Here is a 16,343-nt window from a genome sequence, read left to right on the forward strand (position 1 = left end):
CTCGAATGTAACCCGCAATTCGCTACCAAGGACCGCCGCCAATGCCAGCGTTGATTCAAGCCTTTCTGGACGAGGCATCGTCGACCTACACCTATGTCCTGCATGAGGGCGATGATGGCCCCTGCGCCATTGTCGACTCGGTGCTCAACTACGATCCGGCATCAGGGCGCACCGACACCCGTCAGGCGGACAAAGTGATTGCCTATGTGCGCGAACATCGTCTGCAAGTGCAATGGCTGCTGGAGACCCACGCCCATGCCGACCACCTGTCGGCAGCGCCGTACCTGCGCCGCACCCTGGGCGGCAAGATCGCCATCGGCCAAAGCATCAGCAAGGTGCAGGACGTATTCAAGAATCTTTTCAACCTGGAGCCGGAATTTCGCGTCGATGGCTCGCAGTTCGACCACCTGTTCGCGCCGGATGAAATCTTCCACATCGGCACCATCAAGGCCCAGGCCCTGCACGTGCCGGGGCATACCCCGGCGGACATGGCCTACTTGATCGACGACCGCTTGATCCTGGTCGGCGACACCCTGTTCATGCCCGATGTCGGCACCGCTCGCTGCGACTTCCCCGGCGGCGATGCGCGGCAGTTGTATGCGTCGATGCGCAAGCTCTTGGCCTTTGCCCCCGATACCCAACTGTACGTGTGCCACGACTACCCGCCCGAAGGTCGTGAGGCCAAATGCCTGACTACGGTGGCCGAACAGCGGGCGGGAAATATCCATGTGCATGACGGGGTGGATGAAGCGACGTTCGTGGCGATGCGCACCCAACGCGATGCCGGGCTGGGGATGCCCACGCTGTTGTTGCCGGCGATCCAGGTGAATGTGCGAGCGGGGAATATGCCGCCGGCGGAAGAGAATGGGGTTACTTACTTGAAGATACCCCTCAACCAACTCTGAGATGCGGGAACAATGTGGGAGGGGGCTTGCCCCCTCCCACATTGGTAATCTGTTGCATCAGCTACCGAGGCTGATGCCATTGGCAGGCAACGGCAACGCTGTCTTGTAGCGCACTTGCTTGAGGGCAAAGCTCGAACGAATATTCGCCACCCCCGGCACCTTGGTCAAAAAGTCCATCATGAACCGCTCCAGCGACTGGATCGTCGGCACCAACACCCGGATCAAATAGTCCGGATCGCCAGCCATCAAATAGCACTCCATCACCTCGGGCCGGTCGGAAATCGCGCCTTCAAACTGCTGCAACGCCAGCTCGTTCTGCTTTTCCAGGCTCACATGGATAAACACGTTGACGTGCAGCCCCAGCAAATCGGCGTCGAGCAGGGTGACCTGCTCGCGAATCAGACCCAGTTCTTCCATCGCCTTGACCCGGTTGAAACACGGTGTAGGCGACAGGTTGACCGAGCGGGCCAGGTCGGCGTTGGTGATCCGCGCATTCTCCTGAAGGGCGTTGAGAATGCCGATATCGGTACGGTCCAGTTTGCGCATGAGAAAAAATCACCTGTTTATTATGTTTATGCAGGTTTTTTATCCGCAATTGATCGCGGGCGCAACGAAACAGAGATAAATATTCTTCTACGCCACGCCTATGATTGTTGTAGGACAAGATTTCTCTTACCCGGAGACTGACTGTCAGCTAGCGCGCCCACTACAAGAAATTCACAAGATCGAGCGTAGAAAGCCATGAATCAGCCGTATGCCCCACTGCGCCTGCACGTTCCCGAACCGTCGGGTCGCCCAGGCTGCAAGACCGACTTCGCCTACCTGCGCCTGACCGACGCAGGCACCGTGCGCAAACCCGCCATCGACGTAGAACCCGCCGACACCGCCGACCTGGCCAAGGGCCTGATCCGCGTGCTCGACGACCAGGGCCAGGCCCTGGGCCCGTGGGCTGAAGGGGTTCCGGTAGAGATCCTGCGCAAAGGCATGCGCGCCATGCTCAAGACGCGGATCTTCGACAACCGCATGGTGGTCGCCCAGCGTCAGAAAAAAATGTCGTTCTACATGCAAAGCCTTGGCGAAGAAGCCATCGGCAGCGCCCAGGCCCTGGCCTTGAACATCGACGACATGTGCTTTCCCACTTACCGCCAGCAAAGCATCCTGATGGCCCGCGACGTGCCGCTGGTGGACCTGATCTGTCAGTTGCTGTCCAACGAGCGCGACCCGCTCAAGGGCCGCCAGCTGCCGATCATGTATTCGGTCAAGGACGCAGGCTTCTTCACCATTTCCGGCAACCTCGCCACCCAATTCGTACAGGGTGTGGGCTGGGGCATGGCCTCGGCGATCAAGGGCGATACCAAGATCGCCTCGGCCTGGATCGGCGATGGCGCCACCGCCGAATCCGACTTCCACACCGCCCTCACCTTTGCCCACGTGTACCGCGCGCCGGTGATTCTCAACGTGGTCAACAACCAGTGGGCGATTTCCACCTTCCAGGCCATCGCCGGTGGTGAAGCCACCACCTTCGCCGGACGCGGCGTCGGTTGCGGCATCGCCTCCCTGCGCGTGGACGGCAACGACTTTATCGCGGTGTACGCCGCCTCCGCCTGGGCCGCCGAACGTGCGCGCCGCAACCTCGGCCCAACCCTGATCGAATGGGTCACCTACCGCGCCGGTCCGCACTCCACCTCGGACGATCCGTCCAAATACCGCCCCGCCGACGACTGGAGCCACTTCCCGTTGGGCGACCCGATTGCCCGCCTCAAGCAGCACCTGATCAGGATTGGCCAGTGGTCCGAAGAGGAACACGCGGCGGTCAGTGCCGAACTGGAAGCCGAGGTGATCGCCGCGCAGAAACAAGCCGAACAGTACGGCACCCTGGCCGGTGGCCAGATTCCAAGCGCCGCGACCATGTTCGAAGACGTCTATAAAGAGATGCCGGAGCACTTGAAGCGCCAGCGTCAAGAGTTGGGGATCTGACATGAACGATCACAACAACAGCATCGAATTGGAAACCGCCATGACCACCACCACCATGACCATGATCCAGGCCCTGCGCTCGGCCATGGATGTGATGCTTGAACGTGATGACAACGTGGTGGTGTTCGGCCAGGACGTCGGTTATTTCGGCGGTGTGTTCCGTTGCACCGAAGGCTTGCAGACCAAGTACGGCAGCTCGCGGGTGTTCGACGCACCGATCTCCGAGAGCGGCATTATCGGCGTGGCCGTGGGCATGGGTGCCTATGGCCTGCGCCCGGTCGCGGAAATCCAGTTTGCCGACTACGTCTACCCCGCCACCGACCAGATCATCTCCGAAGCGGCGCGCCTGCGTTATCGCTCGGCCGGCCAGTTCACCGCACCGCTGACCATGCGCATGCCCTGCGGCGGCGGCATCTACGGCGGCCAGACCCACAGCCAGAGCATCGAAGCGGTGTTCACCCAGGTCTGCGGCTTGCGCACGGTGATGCCGTCCAATCCCTATGACGCCAAGGGCCTGCTGATCGCCTCGATCGAAAACGATGACCCGGTGATCTTCCTCGAGCCCAAACGCCTGTACAACGGCCCGTTCGACGGCCACCACGACCGCCCGGTAACGCCGTGGTCGAAACACCCGCAGGCGCAAGTGCCGGACGGTTACTACACTGTGCCGCTGGACGTGGCCGCCATCGTGCGTCCGGGCTCAGCCGTCACTGTGCTGACCTACGGCACCACCGTGTATGTGTCGCAGGTCGCCGCCGAAGAAACCGGCATCGACGCCGAAGTCATCGACCTGCGCAGCCTGTGGCCGCTGGACCTGGAAACCATCGTCAAATCCGTGAAGAAGACCGGCCGTTGCGTGGTGGTGCACGAAGCCACCCGCACCTGCGGCTTTGGTGCCGAGCTGGTGGCGCTGGTGCAGGAGCATTGCTTCCACCACCTGGAAGCGCCGATCGAACGCGTCACCGGTTGGGACACCCCCTACCCGCACGCGCAGGAGTGGGCGTATTTCCCAGGCCCGTCCCGAGTGGGCGCGGCGTTGAAACGGGTCATGGAGGTCTGAATGGGCACGCACGTTATCAAGATGCCGGACATTGGCGAAGGCATCGCGGAAGTTGAACTGTCGCAGTGGCATGTGAAGGTCGGCGACCTGGTCGTCGAAGACCAGGTGTTGGCGGATGTGATGACCGACAAGGCGATGGTGGACATTCCCTCGCCGGTCCATGGCAAGGTGATTTCCCTCGGCGGCGAGCCGGGTGAAGTCATGGCGGTGGGCAGTATTCTGATCAGCATTGAAGTGGAAGGTGCGGGCAACGCCAAGGAAGCGCCCGTGGTGGCGGAGCCGGTGAAAGCTGCTCCCGTTGTCGAGGCCAAACCGGCACCGGCGGTTGAAAGCCAGCCCGCGCCCGTCGTGACCGCACAGGCCCCTGTGGCCCGCGATGTCGACGACCGCCCCCTGGCCTCCCCCGCCGTGCGCAAGCACGCGCTGGATGCCGGGATTCAACTGCGTCTGGTACAAGGCTCCGGCCCCGCCGGGCGGATCCTGCACGAAGACCTTGACGCCTACCTGCAACAAGGGGCGTCAAAAGCTTCGACGGCAGCCAACCCTTACGCCGAACGCAACGACGAAGAACAGATCCCGGTGATCGGCATGCGCCGCAAGATCGCCCAGCGCATGCAGGACGCCACCCGGCGTGCCGCGCATTTCAGCTATGTGGAAGAGATCGACGTCACCGCCCTCGACGAGCTGCGCGTGCACCTCAATGAGAAGCACGGCGCCACGCGCGGCAAGCTGACGTTGCTGCCGTTTATCGTGCGCGCCATGGTCGTGGCGCTACGGGATTTCCCGCAGATCAACGCGCGTTACGACGACGAAGCCCAGGTCATCACCCGCCTCGGCGCGGTGCATGTGGGCGTCGCCACCCAGAGCGACGTGGGCCTGATGGTGCCGGTGGTGCGTCACGCCGAAGCGCGCAGCCTATGGGGCAACGCCGAGGAAATCGCGCGCTTGGCCAGCGCCGCGCGCAGTGGCAAGGCCAGTCGCGATGAACTGTCGGGGTCGACCATTACCCTGACCAGCCTGGGCGCCCTGGGCGGTATCGTCAGCACCCCGGTGCTGAACCTGCCGGAGGTGGCCATCGTTGGCGTCAACCGTATCGTCGAGCGGCCGATGGTGATCAAGGGCCAGATCGTGATCCGCAAAATGATGAACCTCTCCAGCTCCTTCGATCACCGCGTGGTCGATGGCATGGACGCGGCGCAATTCATCCAGGCCATTCGCGGCCTGCTCGAACAACCCGCCAGCCTGTTTCTGGAGTAAGGACATGACTCAGACATTGCATACCACGCTGCTGATTATCGGCGGCGGCCCTGGCGGTTATGTGGCCGCCATTCGTGCCGGCCAATTGGGCATCCCGACGATCCTGGTGGAAGGCCAGGCGTTGGGCGGCACCTGCCTGAACATCGGCTGCATTCCGTCCAAGGCCTTGATTCACGTGGCCGAGCAGTTCCAGCAAACCGTGCACCACAGCCAAGGTTCCCAACTGGGAATCGAGGTGGATGTGCCGACCCTGGACATCCGCAAAAGCGTGGAATGGAAAGACGGCATCGTCGACCGCCTGACCACGGGCGTCGCTGCACTGCTTAAAAAGCACAAAGTGCAGGTGATCCACGGCTGGGCCACGGTGGTGGACGGCAAGACCGTCGACGTCGGCGACCAGCGCATCCAGTGCGAACACCTGCTGCTGGCCACCGGTTCGACAAGCGTCAACCTGCCGATGCTGCCGATTGGCGGGCCGATCATCTCCTCCACCGAAGCCCTGGCGCCGACCCGCGTGCCCAAGCGCCTGATTGTGGTGGGCGGCGGCTACATCGGCCTGGAGCTGGGGATTGCCTACCGCAAGCTCGGCGCCGAGGTCAGTGTGGTCGAGGCGCAGGACCGCATCCTGCCGGCCTACGACGCCGAGCTGACGCAACCGGTGAACGAATCGCTCAAGCAGTTGGGCGTGAAGCTGTACCTCAAGCACAGCGTCACCGGTTTCGAGCACAACAGCCTGCAGGTGCGCGACCCGAATGGCGACACGTTGTCGCTGGCGACGGACCAGGTGCTGGTGGCCGTTGGTCGTAAACCCAATACCCAGGGCTGGAACCTCGAAGCGCTGAACCTGGAGATGAACGGCGCGGCGATCAAGATCGACAGCCGCTGCCAGACCAGCATGCGCAATGTGTACGCCATCGGCGACCTGAGCGGCGAGCCGATGCTGGCGCACCGGGCCATGGCCCAGGGCGAAATGGTTGCCGAACTGATCAGCGGTCAACACCGCGAATTCAACCCGGCCGCGATCCCGGCGGTATGCTTTACCGACCCGGAACTGGTGGTGGTCGGCAAGACGCCCGATGAAGCCAAGGCCGCCGGCCTGGACTGCATCGTGTCGAGTTTCCCGTTTGCCGCCAACGGCCGCGCGATGACCCTGGAGTCGAAAACCGGCTTCGTACGGGTGGTGGCACGCCGCGATAATCATCTGATTGTCGGCTGGCAAGCGGTGGGCGCCGGCGTGTCCGAGCTGTCCACCGCCTTCGGCCTCAGCCTGGAAATGGGCGCACGCCTGGAAGACGTGGCCGGCACCATCCACGCCCATCCGACGCTTGGCGAGGCGGTGCAGGAAGCTGCGCTCAGGGCGCTGGGGCATGCGCTGCACCTGTAAATAAACACCCCCCTGCAGGAGCGAGCTTGCTCGCGAAGAACCTGAGGGCGCAGCGTTCATTCTGGTTTCACGCGTTATCGTTGACGATTTTCGCGAGCAAGCTCGCTCCTGCAAGGGACGCGGGGGATGCGAACGGGCCTGCGAATGAAGTATTGTTGCGCCCATTCAGAAAAAAACCGACTTGACCAAAGATAGAGGGTGTCATGGGTAACGAAAGCATCAATTGGGACAAGCTGGGTTTTGACTACATCAAGACCGACAAGCGGTTTCTCCAAGTCTGGAAAAACGGCGAATGGCAAGCCGGCACCCTGACCGACGACAACGTGCTGCACATCAGCGAGGGCTCTACCGCCCTGCACTACGGCCAGCAGTGCTTCGAAGGCCTCAAGGCCTACCGTTGCAAGGACGGTTCGATCAACCTGTTCCGTCCGGACCAGAACGCCGCGCGCATGCAGCGCAGCTGCGCCCGCCTGTTGATGCCGCACGTCCCGACCGACGCGTTCATCGACGCATGCAAACAAGTGGTCAAGGCCAACGAGCGGTTCATCCCGCCGTACGGCAGCGGCGGCGCGCTGTACCTGCGCCCGTTCGTGATCGGCACCGGTGACAACATCGGCGTGCGCACCGCGCCGGAGTTCATCTTCTCGGTGTTCTGCATCCCGGTCGGCGCCTACTTCAAGGGCGGCCTGGTGCCACACAACTTCCAGATTTCCACCTTCGACCGCGCCGCGCCACAGGGCACCGGTGCCGCCAAGGTCGGTGGCAACTACGCCGCCAGCCTGATGCCGGGCTCGGAAGCGAAGAAATCCGGTTTCGCCGATGCGATCTACCTGGACCCGATGACCCACTCGAAAATCGAAGAAGTCGGCTCGGCCAACTTCTTCGGGATCACCCACGACAACAAGTTCATCACACCGAAGTCGCCTTCGGTGCTGCCAGGCATCACCCGTCTGTCGCTGATCGAACTGGCCCAGACCCGCCTGGGCCTGGAAGTGGTCGAAGGCGAAGTGTTCATCGACAAGCTGGATCAGTTCAAGGAAGCCGGCGCCTGCGGTACTGCTGCGGTGATCTCGCCGATCGGCGGTATCCAGTACAACGGTCAACTGCATGTGTTCCACAGCGAGACCGAAGTCGGCCCGATCACCCAGAAGCTCTACAAAGAGCTGACCGGCGTGCAGACCGGCGACGTCGAAGCGCCAGCGGGTTGGATCGTAAAAGTCTAAACCCGCAACACCGCACATCAAATGTGGGAGGGGGATTGCCCCCTCCCACATTTGTTTTGCAGTGTTCTTAGGATTGAGTCGGAATATTCTCGGCAACCTTCTTGCCCATGCTGATCCTCGCCTCCACCCCATACCCCAGCGCCTCGTAGAACCCCGCCACCGCCTCATTGCCACTGGTGATCTGCAGGTTGATCTTCATGCAGCCCAGGGCCGTCAATGCCTGTTCCGCATGCCGCACCAGCGAGGAACCCAGGCCATGACGCCGATAGTCGGGGTGAACGGCCACCGAATACAGCCAACCGCGATGGCCGTCGTAGCCGGCAAGAATCGTCCCGATCACGGTTTTCTTGTCCGTCGCCACAAAAAACAGCCCGTCATTGACCGCCAGTTTCTTATCGATCGCCAAGGTCGGCAGGTTATGCGCCGTGTCATAACCAAACGCCTCCTGCCATAACGCCACCACTTGCGCCCGGTGCTGACGGTCGCGGTACGGCCCGATGGGATGGCGCGACAACAGCGCCTTTTCCATCACCAGCGTGCGCTCATTGCCGTGGTAGACGTCGCGTACCGTGTGAAACCCCAGCTTGGTGTAGAACGGCTCGGCGGTCAGCGAAGACGGCACACTCAGCGTCGTCACCCCCGCCTCCCGCGCGCGCAGTTCGATTTCAATCATCAGCAACCGGCCAACGCCCTGCCCTTGCGCCGCCGGATTGACGAATACCGAGCGCACCACATTGGTATCCAGGGCCGCCGTGGCGACGATCACCCGGTCCTGGACCGCCACCAGCACCACCCGGCGCTTGAGCAGCTCCAGCACCGCGTCCGGGGTGAAGTTGCTGGCCACCCGGGCAATCACATCCGCCGGATAATCCCGCGCATTGCTGCTGTGCAAGGCCGCCAGGATGACCTGGCTGATCCCTTCGGCATCGGCGGATTGGGCGAGACGTACGACGGTAGACATGATTCCTCCTGGCTGAGACAGCTATGGCAAATACCACAATACCCTCTCCCGCCTTTTGATCCCATTACAGACCTCACAGCCGATTCGGCTGCATCACCCACCTTTTCAGCTTTACCCGCTGGGCGCGCCCCTTGTTTCAGCCGGGATTCATCGGCCCGAACGCAGACAATAGCCCGGCTGCCCACGCTTGCTGCGCCGAGCTACGCACAGCAGAAAACGCTCGCCGCGTTCACCGCAGCCCCTCTCGAACAACAAGGAGCCTCTCCATGACACGCTACATCGACGTCAACGACCTCAGCTATCTGGTCGCGCAAAAAGGCCTGCAAACCTGCATCATCGAAATGGCCGAGTACATTCGCGCCGACTACCTGCGCTGGCAGGATTTCGAGAAGTGCGCACGCCTGGCCAATCACTCCCCGGAGGGTGTGATCGAACTGATGCCGGTGTCCGACGCCTCGCTGTATGCCTTCAAGTACGTCAATGGCCACCCGAAAAACACGCTGGCGGGCATGCTCACGGTCATGGCATTCGGCGCTCTGGGCGATGTGGACACCGGCAAACCGTTGCTGCTGGCCGAAATGACCCTGACCACCGCCATCCGCACTGCCGCCACCTCGGCACTGGTGGCGCGCTACCTGGCCCGTGACAACAGCCGCAGCATGGCGTTGATCGGCAACGGCTCCCAGAGTGAGTTCCAGGCCCTGGCCTTCCACGCGATGCTCGGCATCGACGAGATTCGCCTGTTCGATATCGACACCAAGGCCACCGCCAAGCTCGCAGCCAACCTCAAAGCGTTCCCGGCGATCAAGGTGATCCTCGCCGCCAGCGTGGCAGACGCTGTGAAAGGCGCGGATATCGTCACCACCGTTACCGCCGACAAAGCCTACGCCACCATTCTGACCGACAAGATGATTGAGCCGGGCATGCACCTCAACGCCGTGGGCGGCGACTGCCCGGGCAAGACCGAACTGGACCGACGTATCGTCGAGCGCGCCCGTGTGATTGTCGAGTACGAACCCCAGAGCCGCATCGAAGGTGAGATCCAGCACATGCCGCACGACTCACCAGTGACCGAACTGTGGCAGGTGATCAACGGCCAGCTCCCTGGCCGCGAACATGCGCAACAGATCACGCTGTTCGACTCAGTCGGGTTTGCCATCGAGGACTATTCGGCGCTTCGTTATGTGTTGGATGCAGCCAAGGCACTGGACCTGGGCAGCGACTTGGAACTGGTGCCCGCGTTGGACGACCCCAAGGACCTATTTGCTCGCCTGACCCTGCAGCCTGCCGCGCAACAGAAGAAACGCGCCTGACACGTGCAGGCCCAGTGGCAAAGTCATGCAGACGTTGGCCAGGGAAGGCCGTACCATACTTGTCACGCAACCGATGAACGCTTGCTCACCCTTCTTCCCAACCGTTTGAAGTGAACCCCATGGATACCAAGGCCAACGGACCCCACTCCGCCCCTGCGCTGGATCGCATCGATGAGGCGATCATCGAAGTGCTGCGCCATCAGGGGCGTATCACCTACGAAAAGCTCTCGTCACTGGTGCACCTTACCCCCAGGCCCTGCCTGGAGCGGGTGCGCAAGCTGGAGCGACGCGGGGTGATTCGTGGGTATGGGGCAATCATCGATGTGCAGATGGTCTCGCCAGGGCTGTCGCTGCTGGTGCTGGTGGCCTTGTCCAACCAGAGCGGGCGCTCGGCGCAAAAGGCCTTCGAAGCGTGTATGAAGGCCTGCCCCCAGGTGTTCGAATGCCAGCTGATCAGCGGGCCGTTCGACTACAGCCTGCGCATGCGCTGCCGGGATATGGAGCACTACCGGGTGGTATCGGAGATCTGGCTGAACAACGATGAGTTGCACATCGATAAGTTGGTGGCGCATCCGGAGTTGGCGGTGGTGAAGAATACCGCCGTCGAACTGGCCTGAGCCCCACTCGCCAAGCCAATGAGGATCGAATGTGGGAGCAAGTCGAATCGTCGCACCGCCCTCCCACATTTTTAACCATGCCCGCTTAAGATTTTCTTACCTTGGCGCGCCCCCACCAGCTTCGCCTGCCCATCCTTCTGCTTCCCTGTACGCGCCTCGCTGATCAACCCTGGGATCAGCTTGCCCTCCGGCAGATTCTTCCAGAACCGGCTCGGCAAGTGCCCCTCCATCACCTTGGGGTTCAACCGCGCCGGGTTGAAGATGTGGCTGTAGTACGTCAGCCACATCGCGCTGTGGGGATCCTCGACGTTCTGCGCCAGCTGCCGCCACGCCTCGGGGCACTCACGCTGGTGGAGTAATTGCTCGCCGTCGTAGTACACCCCGTCCAACGGCGTGGCGATCATCCAGCGATGGCGCCCCATGCGCCCGACAAAATGCTGGCTGGCCGACTTGAGAATGTCATGGGCCGGTTCATGCCAGGCCACGTACTCCGGCAGCTCCGGCCCCGCCTCGGCCGGTAGGGCGATAAAGCGCACAAACGCATGCAGGTGATGGGCCTCACGACTCACCTGCTTGATGCGCCGCTGCAGCTCACTGCCGAGCTTGTCCCCAGCCAACATCGCGGTGCGGTCGCCATGGCTGACGCGCCACAACACCTCGTACAACAGACTCCAACGCTGATCGCCTTGGTAGCAGGCGGCCGACTCCAGCAATTCCAGCAGCGCCTTGGGAATTCGCGCCTGGAACGGCCCCAAGCCTTCGGGGATCGGCTCATCGGTCGCAAACAGGTCCGCCGCCTGCACCTCGCCCCAGCTCACCTGGCTCGGGTCGACCTGATGGCTGAGCAGCCAGCGCGCCTGTTCGCGCCAGGTGCTGAAAAGGTTGTCGCATTCCAGGCTGATCATCCCCACAACCCCATCTGCTGCGGCTGCGGGCGGTCACGCAGTTGTTCGCGCAGCAGCACGCTGGTGCTGTCGGCCTGTTGCGGGTGGTAGTCACTGGTGATGAAAAACGGCTTGGCCTTGGCCAGCACGCAACGCATGCGTGCCAGGTCTTCAAAGCGGATCTTGCGTTCGCGGCGCAGGTCCACCAGGCGCTGGGTGGTGCGAAGGCCGATCCCTGGGATGCGGGCGATCAAGGTCGGCTCGGCGCGGTTCAGGTCCAGGGGGAACACCTCGCGGTGTTCCAGGGCCCAGGCCAGCTTGGGATCAATGTCCAGGGCCAGGTGGCCAGGGCCTTCAAAGAGTTCGTTGGCGCTGAAGCCGTAGCTGCGCAGCAGGAAGTCGGCCTGGTACAAGCGATGCTCGCGCATCAACGGCGGCGCGGCCAGGGGTACGCTTTTCGGGCTGTTGGGGATGGGGCTGAAGGCCGAGTAGTACACGCGGCGCAGCTTGAAGTTGCCATACAGCGCCTCGGCACTGTGGAGGATGGTGCTGTCGTCGGTCTCGTCGGCGCCGACGATCATCTGGGTGCTCTGACCCGCCGGGGCGAAACGCGGCGCGCGGGGTTCGTTCAGGACCGTCTGCTCGCCGGTGTAGATGGTCTGCATGGCCTGCTTGATCGAGACGATCTGTTTTTCCGGCGCCAGGGTTTGCAGGCTGGCATCGGTGGGCAGTTCGATATTCACGCTGAGGCGGTCGGCGTAGCGCCCGGCCTCGGCAATCAGCGCCGGGTCGGCTTCGGGGATGGTCTTGAGGTGGATGTAACCGCGAAAGTCATGCTCTTCGCGCAGCAGTTTGGCCACCCGCACCAACTGCTCCATGGTGTAGTCGGCCGAACGAATGATGCCCGAGCTGAGGAACAGCCCGCTGACGCAGTTGCGCTTGTAGAAATCCAGGGTCAGGGTGACCACCTCCTCCGGGCTGAAGCGTGCACGGGGCACGTCGCTGGAGCGGCGGTTGACGCAGTATTGGCAGTCGTAGAGACAGAAGTTGGTGAGCAGTACCTTGAGCAAAGATACGCAGCGACCGTCCGGCGTGTAGCTGTGGCAGATGCCCATGCCATCGGTTGAGCCCAGCCCCGCCTTGCCTTCCGAACTGCGCTTGGGCGCGCCACTGCTGGCGCAGGAGGCGTCGTACTTGGCGGCGTCGGCGAGGATGCTGAGTTTTTCGATCAACTGCATGGAAGGCTACCGATACTGGTTTTTTGTACAGTATCAGCCAGCCCCCCGTGTCACAAGTGCAGCTTGTCAGCTGGCGGTGGCGAGGAGCAGATCCTGCACCGAACGCGCCTTGCCGCGGCTACGGTCGTTTTCAAACAGCGACGCCGCAATCTCATCCGCACGAATCGGCAGTACCGACAGCAGCGTATCGCTCAAGCCATGGCTGGCCTGGCTGAAGCCCTGGATGTAGATACCGGCCTTGCAGCGCTCATCGGTGACGATGCGGTAGTCGCGCGCCACTTCAAAATCACCCAGATACTCCTCCAGCGGCGCCAGCAGTGCGCGATGCGTCTCGCGCTCGTAGCCGGTGGCAAGGATCACCGCGTCGTAATGGTTGACGCTGGTTTCGCCGTTGGCGTTGTTGCGCAGGGCCAGTTCGATGCCCAGGGGGCCGGGGGTAGCCTTCTCGACCACGGTCATGGTGCGGAAGGCCTGGCGGGCGATGCCGGAGACTTTCTGGCGGTAGAAAATCCCGTAGATGCGCTCGATCAGGTCGAGGTCGACCACCGAATAGTTGGTATTCTGGTACTCGGCGACCAGGCGCTCGCGCTCGGCACCGACCTGCTGGAACACCAGGTCGGTAAAGGCCGGCGAGAACACTTCATTGACGAACGGGCTGTCATCGGCCGGCTTGAGTGCCGAACCGCGCAGGATCATGTCGACCTGCACCGAGGGAAAGCTGTCGTTCAGGTCGATAAAGGCTTCGGCCGCACTCTGGCCACCGCCGATGATTGCGACGCGCATCGCCTTGCCGTCCACGCAAGGCTGGGTGGCCATGCGCTCCAGATACTGGGAATGGTGGAACACCCGGCTGTCGCCCTTGAGGGCCTTGAACGCTTCGGGAATACGCGGTGTGCCGCCGGCGCTGACCACCACCGAACGGGTGGTACGCACATGCTGCTCGCCCAGCGCATCGCGGGAAATCACGCGCAGCGCCTCAACCTGCTGCTGGTGCAGGATCGGCTCGATGGCCAGCACTTCCTCGCCGTAGCGGGCCTGGGCCTGGAACTGCCCGGCAACCCAGCGCAGGTAGTCGTTGTACTCCATGCGGCACGGGTAGAAGGTGCCCAGGTTGATGAAGTCCACCAGGCGGTCGTGGGCTTTCAGGTAATTGACGAAGGAGTACGGGCTGGTGGGGTTGCGCAGGGTCACCAGGTCCTTGAGGAACGAAATCTGCAATTCGCTCTGGGTCACCAGGGTATTGCCGTGCCAGCGATAGTCGGCCTGTTTGTCGAGAAACAGCACGTCCAGTTTGCCCTGCGCCTTTTCGCGCTCCTGCAGGGCGATGGCCAGCGCCAGGTTCGAAGGGCCAAAACCGATACCGATCAGGTCGTGAACCGCGGGCGAAGCAATTGCCTGTGTCATTCCAGTGTCCTCTGGATAAGCCCCTTGGCGGTGGGGCGGGAATACCTTCGAGACCTGCACAACAGGTCATGTGTTGATAGGAAACGAGGACAATGAAATAAAATTTACCTGATCAGTGATCAGTGCGCGTCCCACTCGCGTATCCGCACCCGGCAGTGCTTCATGGCATTGACAATGTGTTTTTCCACCAGGGTGCGGGAAATACCCAGGCGCTCGGCGATTTGCAGGTGGCTCAGGCCCTCGAGTTTGCGCAGCAGGAAGCTGTCGCGACAGGCCGCCGGCAGCTCGGCCAGGGCGCGTTCGAGCATAGCCAGGCGTTGGCCGTAGTCGTGGGTGGCATGGGGCGAACCGGCGGCGAAGCGCTCCTCGCTGTCGAGTACATCCAGGGGTTCGACCTGGCGCAAGGCGTTACGCCGGTGACCATCGATCACCAGGTTCAGCGCGGTGCGATACAAAAACGCACGGGGCTGTTCGATGGGCGTCTCGCTGGAACGTTCCAGCACCCGGACATAAGCGTCATGCACCACATCCTCGGCCACCTGGCGGTTGCCCAGCTTGGCGTTGAGGAAGCACACCAGCTCGCGATAGTAGTTTTCCAACATGACTCCTGGCCCCCGGGCGGCGGCATTTGGTCCTGCAGGAGCGAGCTTGCTCGCGAAGTACCTCAACGATAACGCGGGAAACCAGAGTGAACGCGGCGTCCCTGAGCTCTTCGCGAGCAAGCTCGCTCCTACAACAAATACAGGCCATTCAGTAATGGCAGTTTGGGTAGGTGCAATTTATAGTAATTCTCATCTACTTTTAAACAAGACTTGCATCTACAGGCCGATTTTTTTCTGCACACGACCTGTAACCGCTTATGTATCAGCCTAAATCTTTGGGCAATTCTCTCGTTTAACTGTCAGCTCTGCGCAACTGCGCTCCGAACTTTCCTGGCTGGAACCTAAGCATGAAACGCCCTCGCCCTGCCCGACGCGCCTTGCTAGCTATTGCGTGCCTGATTCCCATCATCGCCGTCGCCGCCTGGCAGGTATTGCCGACGGGGGGTGAGACCCTGACCACCGTTACCGTCACCCGCGGCAATATCGAAAACAGCGTCACGGCCCTGGGCACCCTGCAACCGCGCCGGTATGTCGACGTGGGCGCCCAGGCGTCCGGACAGATTCGCAAGATCCACGTCGAAGCCGGCGACCAGGTCCAGGAAGGCCAATTGCTGGTGGAGATCGACCCCTCGACGCAAAAAGCCAAGCTCGACGCCAGCCGCTATGCCATCGAAAACCTCAAGGCGCAGCTGCAGGAGCAGAAAGCCCAGCACGCACTGGCGCGCCAGAAGTACCAGCGCCAACAGCGCCTGGCCGCCGGCAACGCCACCCGCGAGGAGGATGTGCAAACCGCCAAGGCAGAACTGAGCGCCACCCAGGCCCGGATGGACATGTTCCAGGCGCAGATTCTCCAGGCCCAGGCCAGCCTGCGCAGCGATGAAGCGGAACTGGGCTATACGCGCATCTACGCACCGATGACCGGCACCGTGGTGGCGGTGGATGCGCGGGTCGGCCAGACCCTTAACGCCCAGCAGCAGACCCCGCTGATCCTGCGGATCGCCAAGTTGTCGCCGATGACCGTGTGGGCGGAAGTCTCGGAAGCCGACATCGGCCACGTCAAACCCGGCATGACCGCCTATTTCACCACCCTCAGCGGCGGCAACCGGCGCTGGTCCAGTACCGTGCGGCAGATCCTGCCGATCCCGCCCAAGCCGCTGAATGAAACCCAGGGCAGCGGCAGCCCCAACAGTTCCAGCAAGAGCGGCAGCGGGCGCGTGGTGCTGTACACCGTGCTGCTGGACGTGGACAACAGCGACAACGCGCTGATGGCCGAAATGACCACCCAGGTATTCTTCGTCGCCAGCCAGGTCAAGGATGTCCTCACCGCACCGGTGGCCGCGCTGCTGGGCACCTCAAGTGCCGACAAACAGATCGCCCGCGTGGTCGCCACCAACGGCCGCATCGAAGAACGTGAAGTGCACCTGGGCATCAGCGATCGCCTGCGGGTCGAAGTGCTCGACGGCCTGCACGAAGGCGATCACCTGCTGATCGGCCCGGCCGACGGCAACGGGGGTTGAG

Annotated in this window: 15 protein-coding genes; 9 read left to right on the top strand and 6 right to left on the bottom strand. The window is 62.4% G+C overall.

The window, feature by feature from the left end; genetic code table 11:
• Window positions 1-41 precede the first annotated feature (41 nt).
• Complete coding sequence (locus tag ACHPFG_RS19870; protein WP_131698176.1) at window positions 42-905, top strand: MBL fold metallo-hydrolase; 864 nt, start codon at window positions 42-44, stop codon at window positions 903-905.
• A 57-nt stretch (window positions 906-962) separates the two neighbouring features.
• Here ACHPFG_RS19870 and bkdR read toward each other — a convergent pair whose 3' ends face one another.
• Complete coding sequence (bkdR, locus tag ACHPFG_RS19875; protein WP_003174877.1) at window positions 963-1,451, bottom strand: Bkd operon transcriptional regulator BkdR; 489 nt, start codon at window positions 1,449-1,451, stop codon at window positions 963-965.
• Window positions 1,452-1,646: 195 nt separating this feature from the next.
• Between bkdR and ACHPFG_RS19880 the strand changes: the two genes are divergently transcribed.
• The 5 genes from ACHPFG_RS19880 to ACHPFG_RS19900 all read left to right on the top strand — a co-directional run bounded on the left by ACHPFG_RS19880 (window position 1,647) and on the right by ACHPFG_RS19900 (window position 7,806).
• A complete protein-coding gene (locus ACHPFG_RS19880) occupies window positions 1,647-2,882 on the top strand; it encodes a 3-methyl-2-oxobutanoate dehydrogenase (2-methylpropanoyl-transferring) subunit alpha (protein ID WP_145336182.1) in 1,236 nt (411 codons plus the stop codon).
• 1 nt (window position 2,883) lies between these two features.
• Window positions 2,884-3,942 (top strand): alpha-ketoacid dehydrogenase subunit beta, encoded by a 1,059-nt coding sequence (locus tag ACHPFG_RS19885; RefSeq protein ID WP_032888135.1) that lies wholly within the window; start codon window positions 2,884-2,886, stop codon window positions 3,940-3,942.
• Entirely contained in the window at window positions 3,943-5,199 is a 1,257-nt protein-coding gene (locus ACHPFG_RS19890; RefSeq protein ID WP_431700229.1) for a dihydrolipoamide acetyltransferase family protein, read from the top strand. It begins immediately after the preceding gene.
• A gap of 4 nt (window positions 5,200-5,203) precedes the next feature.
• Complete coding sequence (gene lpdA / locus ACHPFG_RS19895) at window positions 5,204-6,583, top strand: dihydrolipoyl dehydrogenase (RefSeq protein ID WP_431700230.1); 1,380 nt, start codon at window positions 5,204-5,206, stop codon at window positions 6,581-6,583.
• 203 nt (window positions 6,584-6,786) lie between these two features.
• Window positions 6,787-7,806, top strand: coding sequence for a branched-chain amino acid aminotransferase (locus ACHPFG_RS19900; RefSeq protein ID WP_131698180.1), 1,020 nt, complete (start codon window positions 6,787-6,789; stop codon window positions 7,804-7,806).
• A gap of 67 nt (window positions 7,807-7,873) precedes the next feature.
• On the opposite strand, the gene ACHPFG_RS19905 is transcribed toward ACHPFG_RS19900, so the two are convergent.
• Window positions 7,874-8,767 carry a GNAT family acetyltransferase gene (locus tag ACHPFG_RS19905; protein ID WP_184742927.1) on the bottom strand — a complete coding sequence of 298 codons (894 nt, stop codon included), beginning with the start codon at window positions 8,765-8,767 and terminating at the stop codon, window positions 7,874-7,876.
• A 266-nt stretch (window positions 8,768-9,033) separates the two neighbouring features.
• Here ACHPFG_RS19905 and ACHPFG_RS19910 point away from each other — a divergent pair, with 266 nt between their 5' ends.
• Together ACHPFG_RS19910 and ACHPFG_RS19915 are read left to right on the top strand one after the other, a co-directional pair.
• Window positions 9,034-10,080 carry an ornithine cyclodeaminase gene (locus tag ACHPFG_RS19910; protein WP_431700231.1) on the top strand — a complete coding sequence of 349 codons (1,047 nt, stop codon included), beginning with the start codon at window positions 9,034-9,036 and terminating at the stop codon, window positions 10,078-10,080.
• Between the two features lie 119 nt (window positions 10,081-10,199).
• Complete coding sequence (locus ACHPFG_RS19915) at window positions 10,200-10,697, top strand: Lrp/AsnC family transcriptional regulator (protein WP_131698183.1); 498 nt, start codon at window positions 10,200-10,202, stop codon at window positions 10,695-10,697.
• A 71-nt stretch (window positions 10,698-10,768) separates the two neighbouring features.
• Here ACHPFG_RS19915 and ACHPFG_RS19920 read toward each other — a convergent pair whose 3' ends face one another.
• From ACHPFG_RS19920 to ACHPFG_RS19935, 4 genes are all read right to left on the bottom strand, one after another.
• A complete protein-coding gene (locus ACHPFG_RS19920; protein ID WP_431700232.1) occupies window positions 10,769-11,602 on the bottom strand; it encodes a TIGR03915 family putative DNA repair protein in 834 nt (277 codons plus the stop codon).
• Window positions 11,599-12,819, bottom strand: a complete 1,221-nt coding sequence (locus tag ACHPFG_RS19925) for a putative DNA modification/repair radical SAM protein (protein WP_027606175.1) — start codon at window positions 12,817-12,819, stop codon at window positions 11,599-11,601. The genes ACHPFG_RS19920 and ACHPFG_RS19925 overlap by 4 nt, the downstream gene beginning before the upstream one ends.
• 66 nt (window positions 12,820-12,885) lie before the next feature.
• Window positions 12,886-14,223, bottom strand: coding sequence for a lysine N(6)-hydroxylase/L-ornithine N(5)-oxygenase family protein (locus ACHPFG_RS19930; protein ID WP_431700233.1), 1,338 nt, complete (start codon window positions 14,221-14,223; stop codon window positions 12,886-12,888).
• Between the two features lie 119 nt (window positions 14,224-14,342).
• Entirely contained in the window at window positions 14,343-14,825 is a 483-nt protein-coding gene (locus tag ACHPFG_RS19935; RefSeq protein WP_131698186.1) for a sigma-70 family RNA polymerase sigma factor, read from the bottom strand.
• 347 nt (window positions 14,826-15,172) lie between these two features.
• Here ACHPFG_RS19935 and ACHPFG_RS19940 point away from each other — a divergent pair, with 347 nt between their 5' ends.
• A complete protein-coding gene (locus tag ACHPFG_RS19940) occupies window positions 15,173-16,342 on the top strand; it encodes an efflux RND transporter periplasmic adaptor subunit (protein ID WP_431700234.1) in 1,170 nt (389 codons plus the stop codon).
• The last annotated feature ends 1 nt before the right edge of the window (window position 16,343 follow it).

It is taken from the genome of Pseudomonas sp. BR20, assembly GCF_050780135.1.
Classification (GTDB): Bacteria; Pseudomonadota; Gammaproteobacteria; order Pseudomonadales; family Pseudomonadaceae; genus Aquipseudomonas.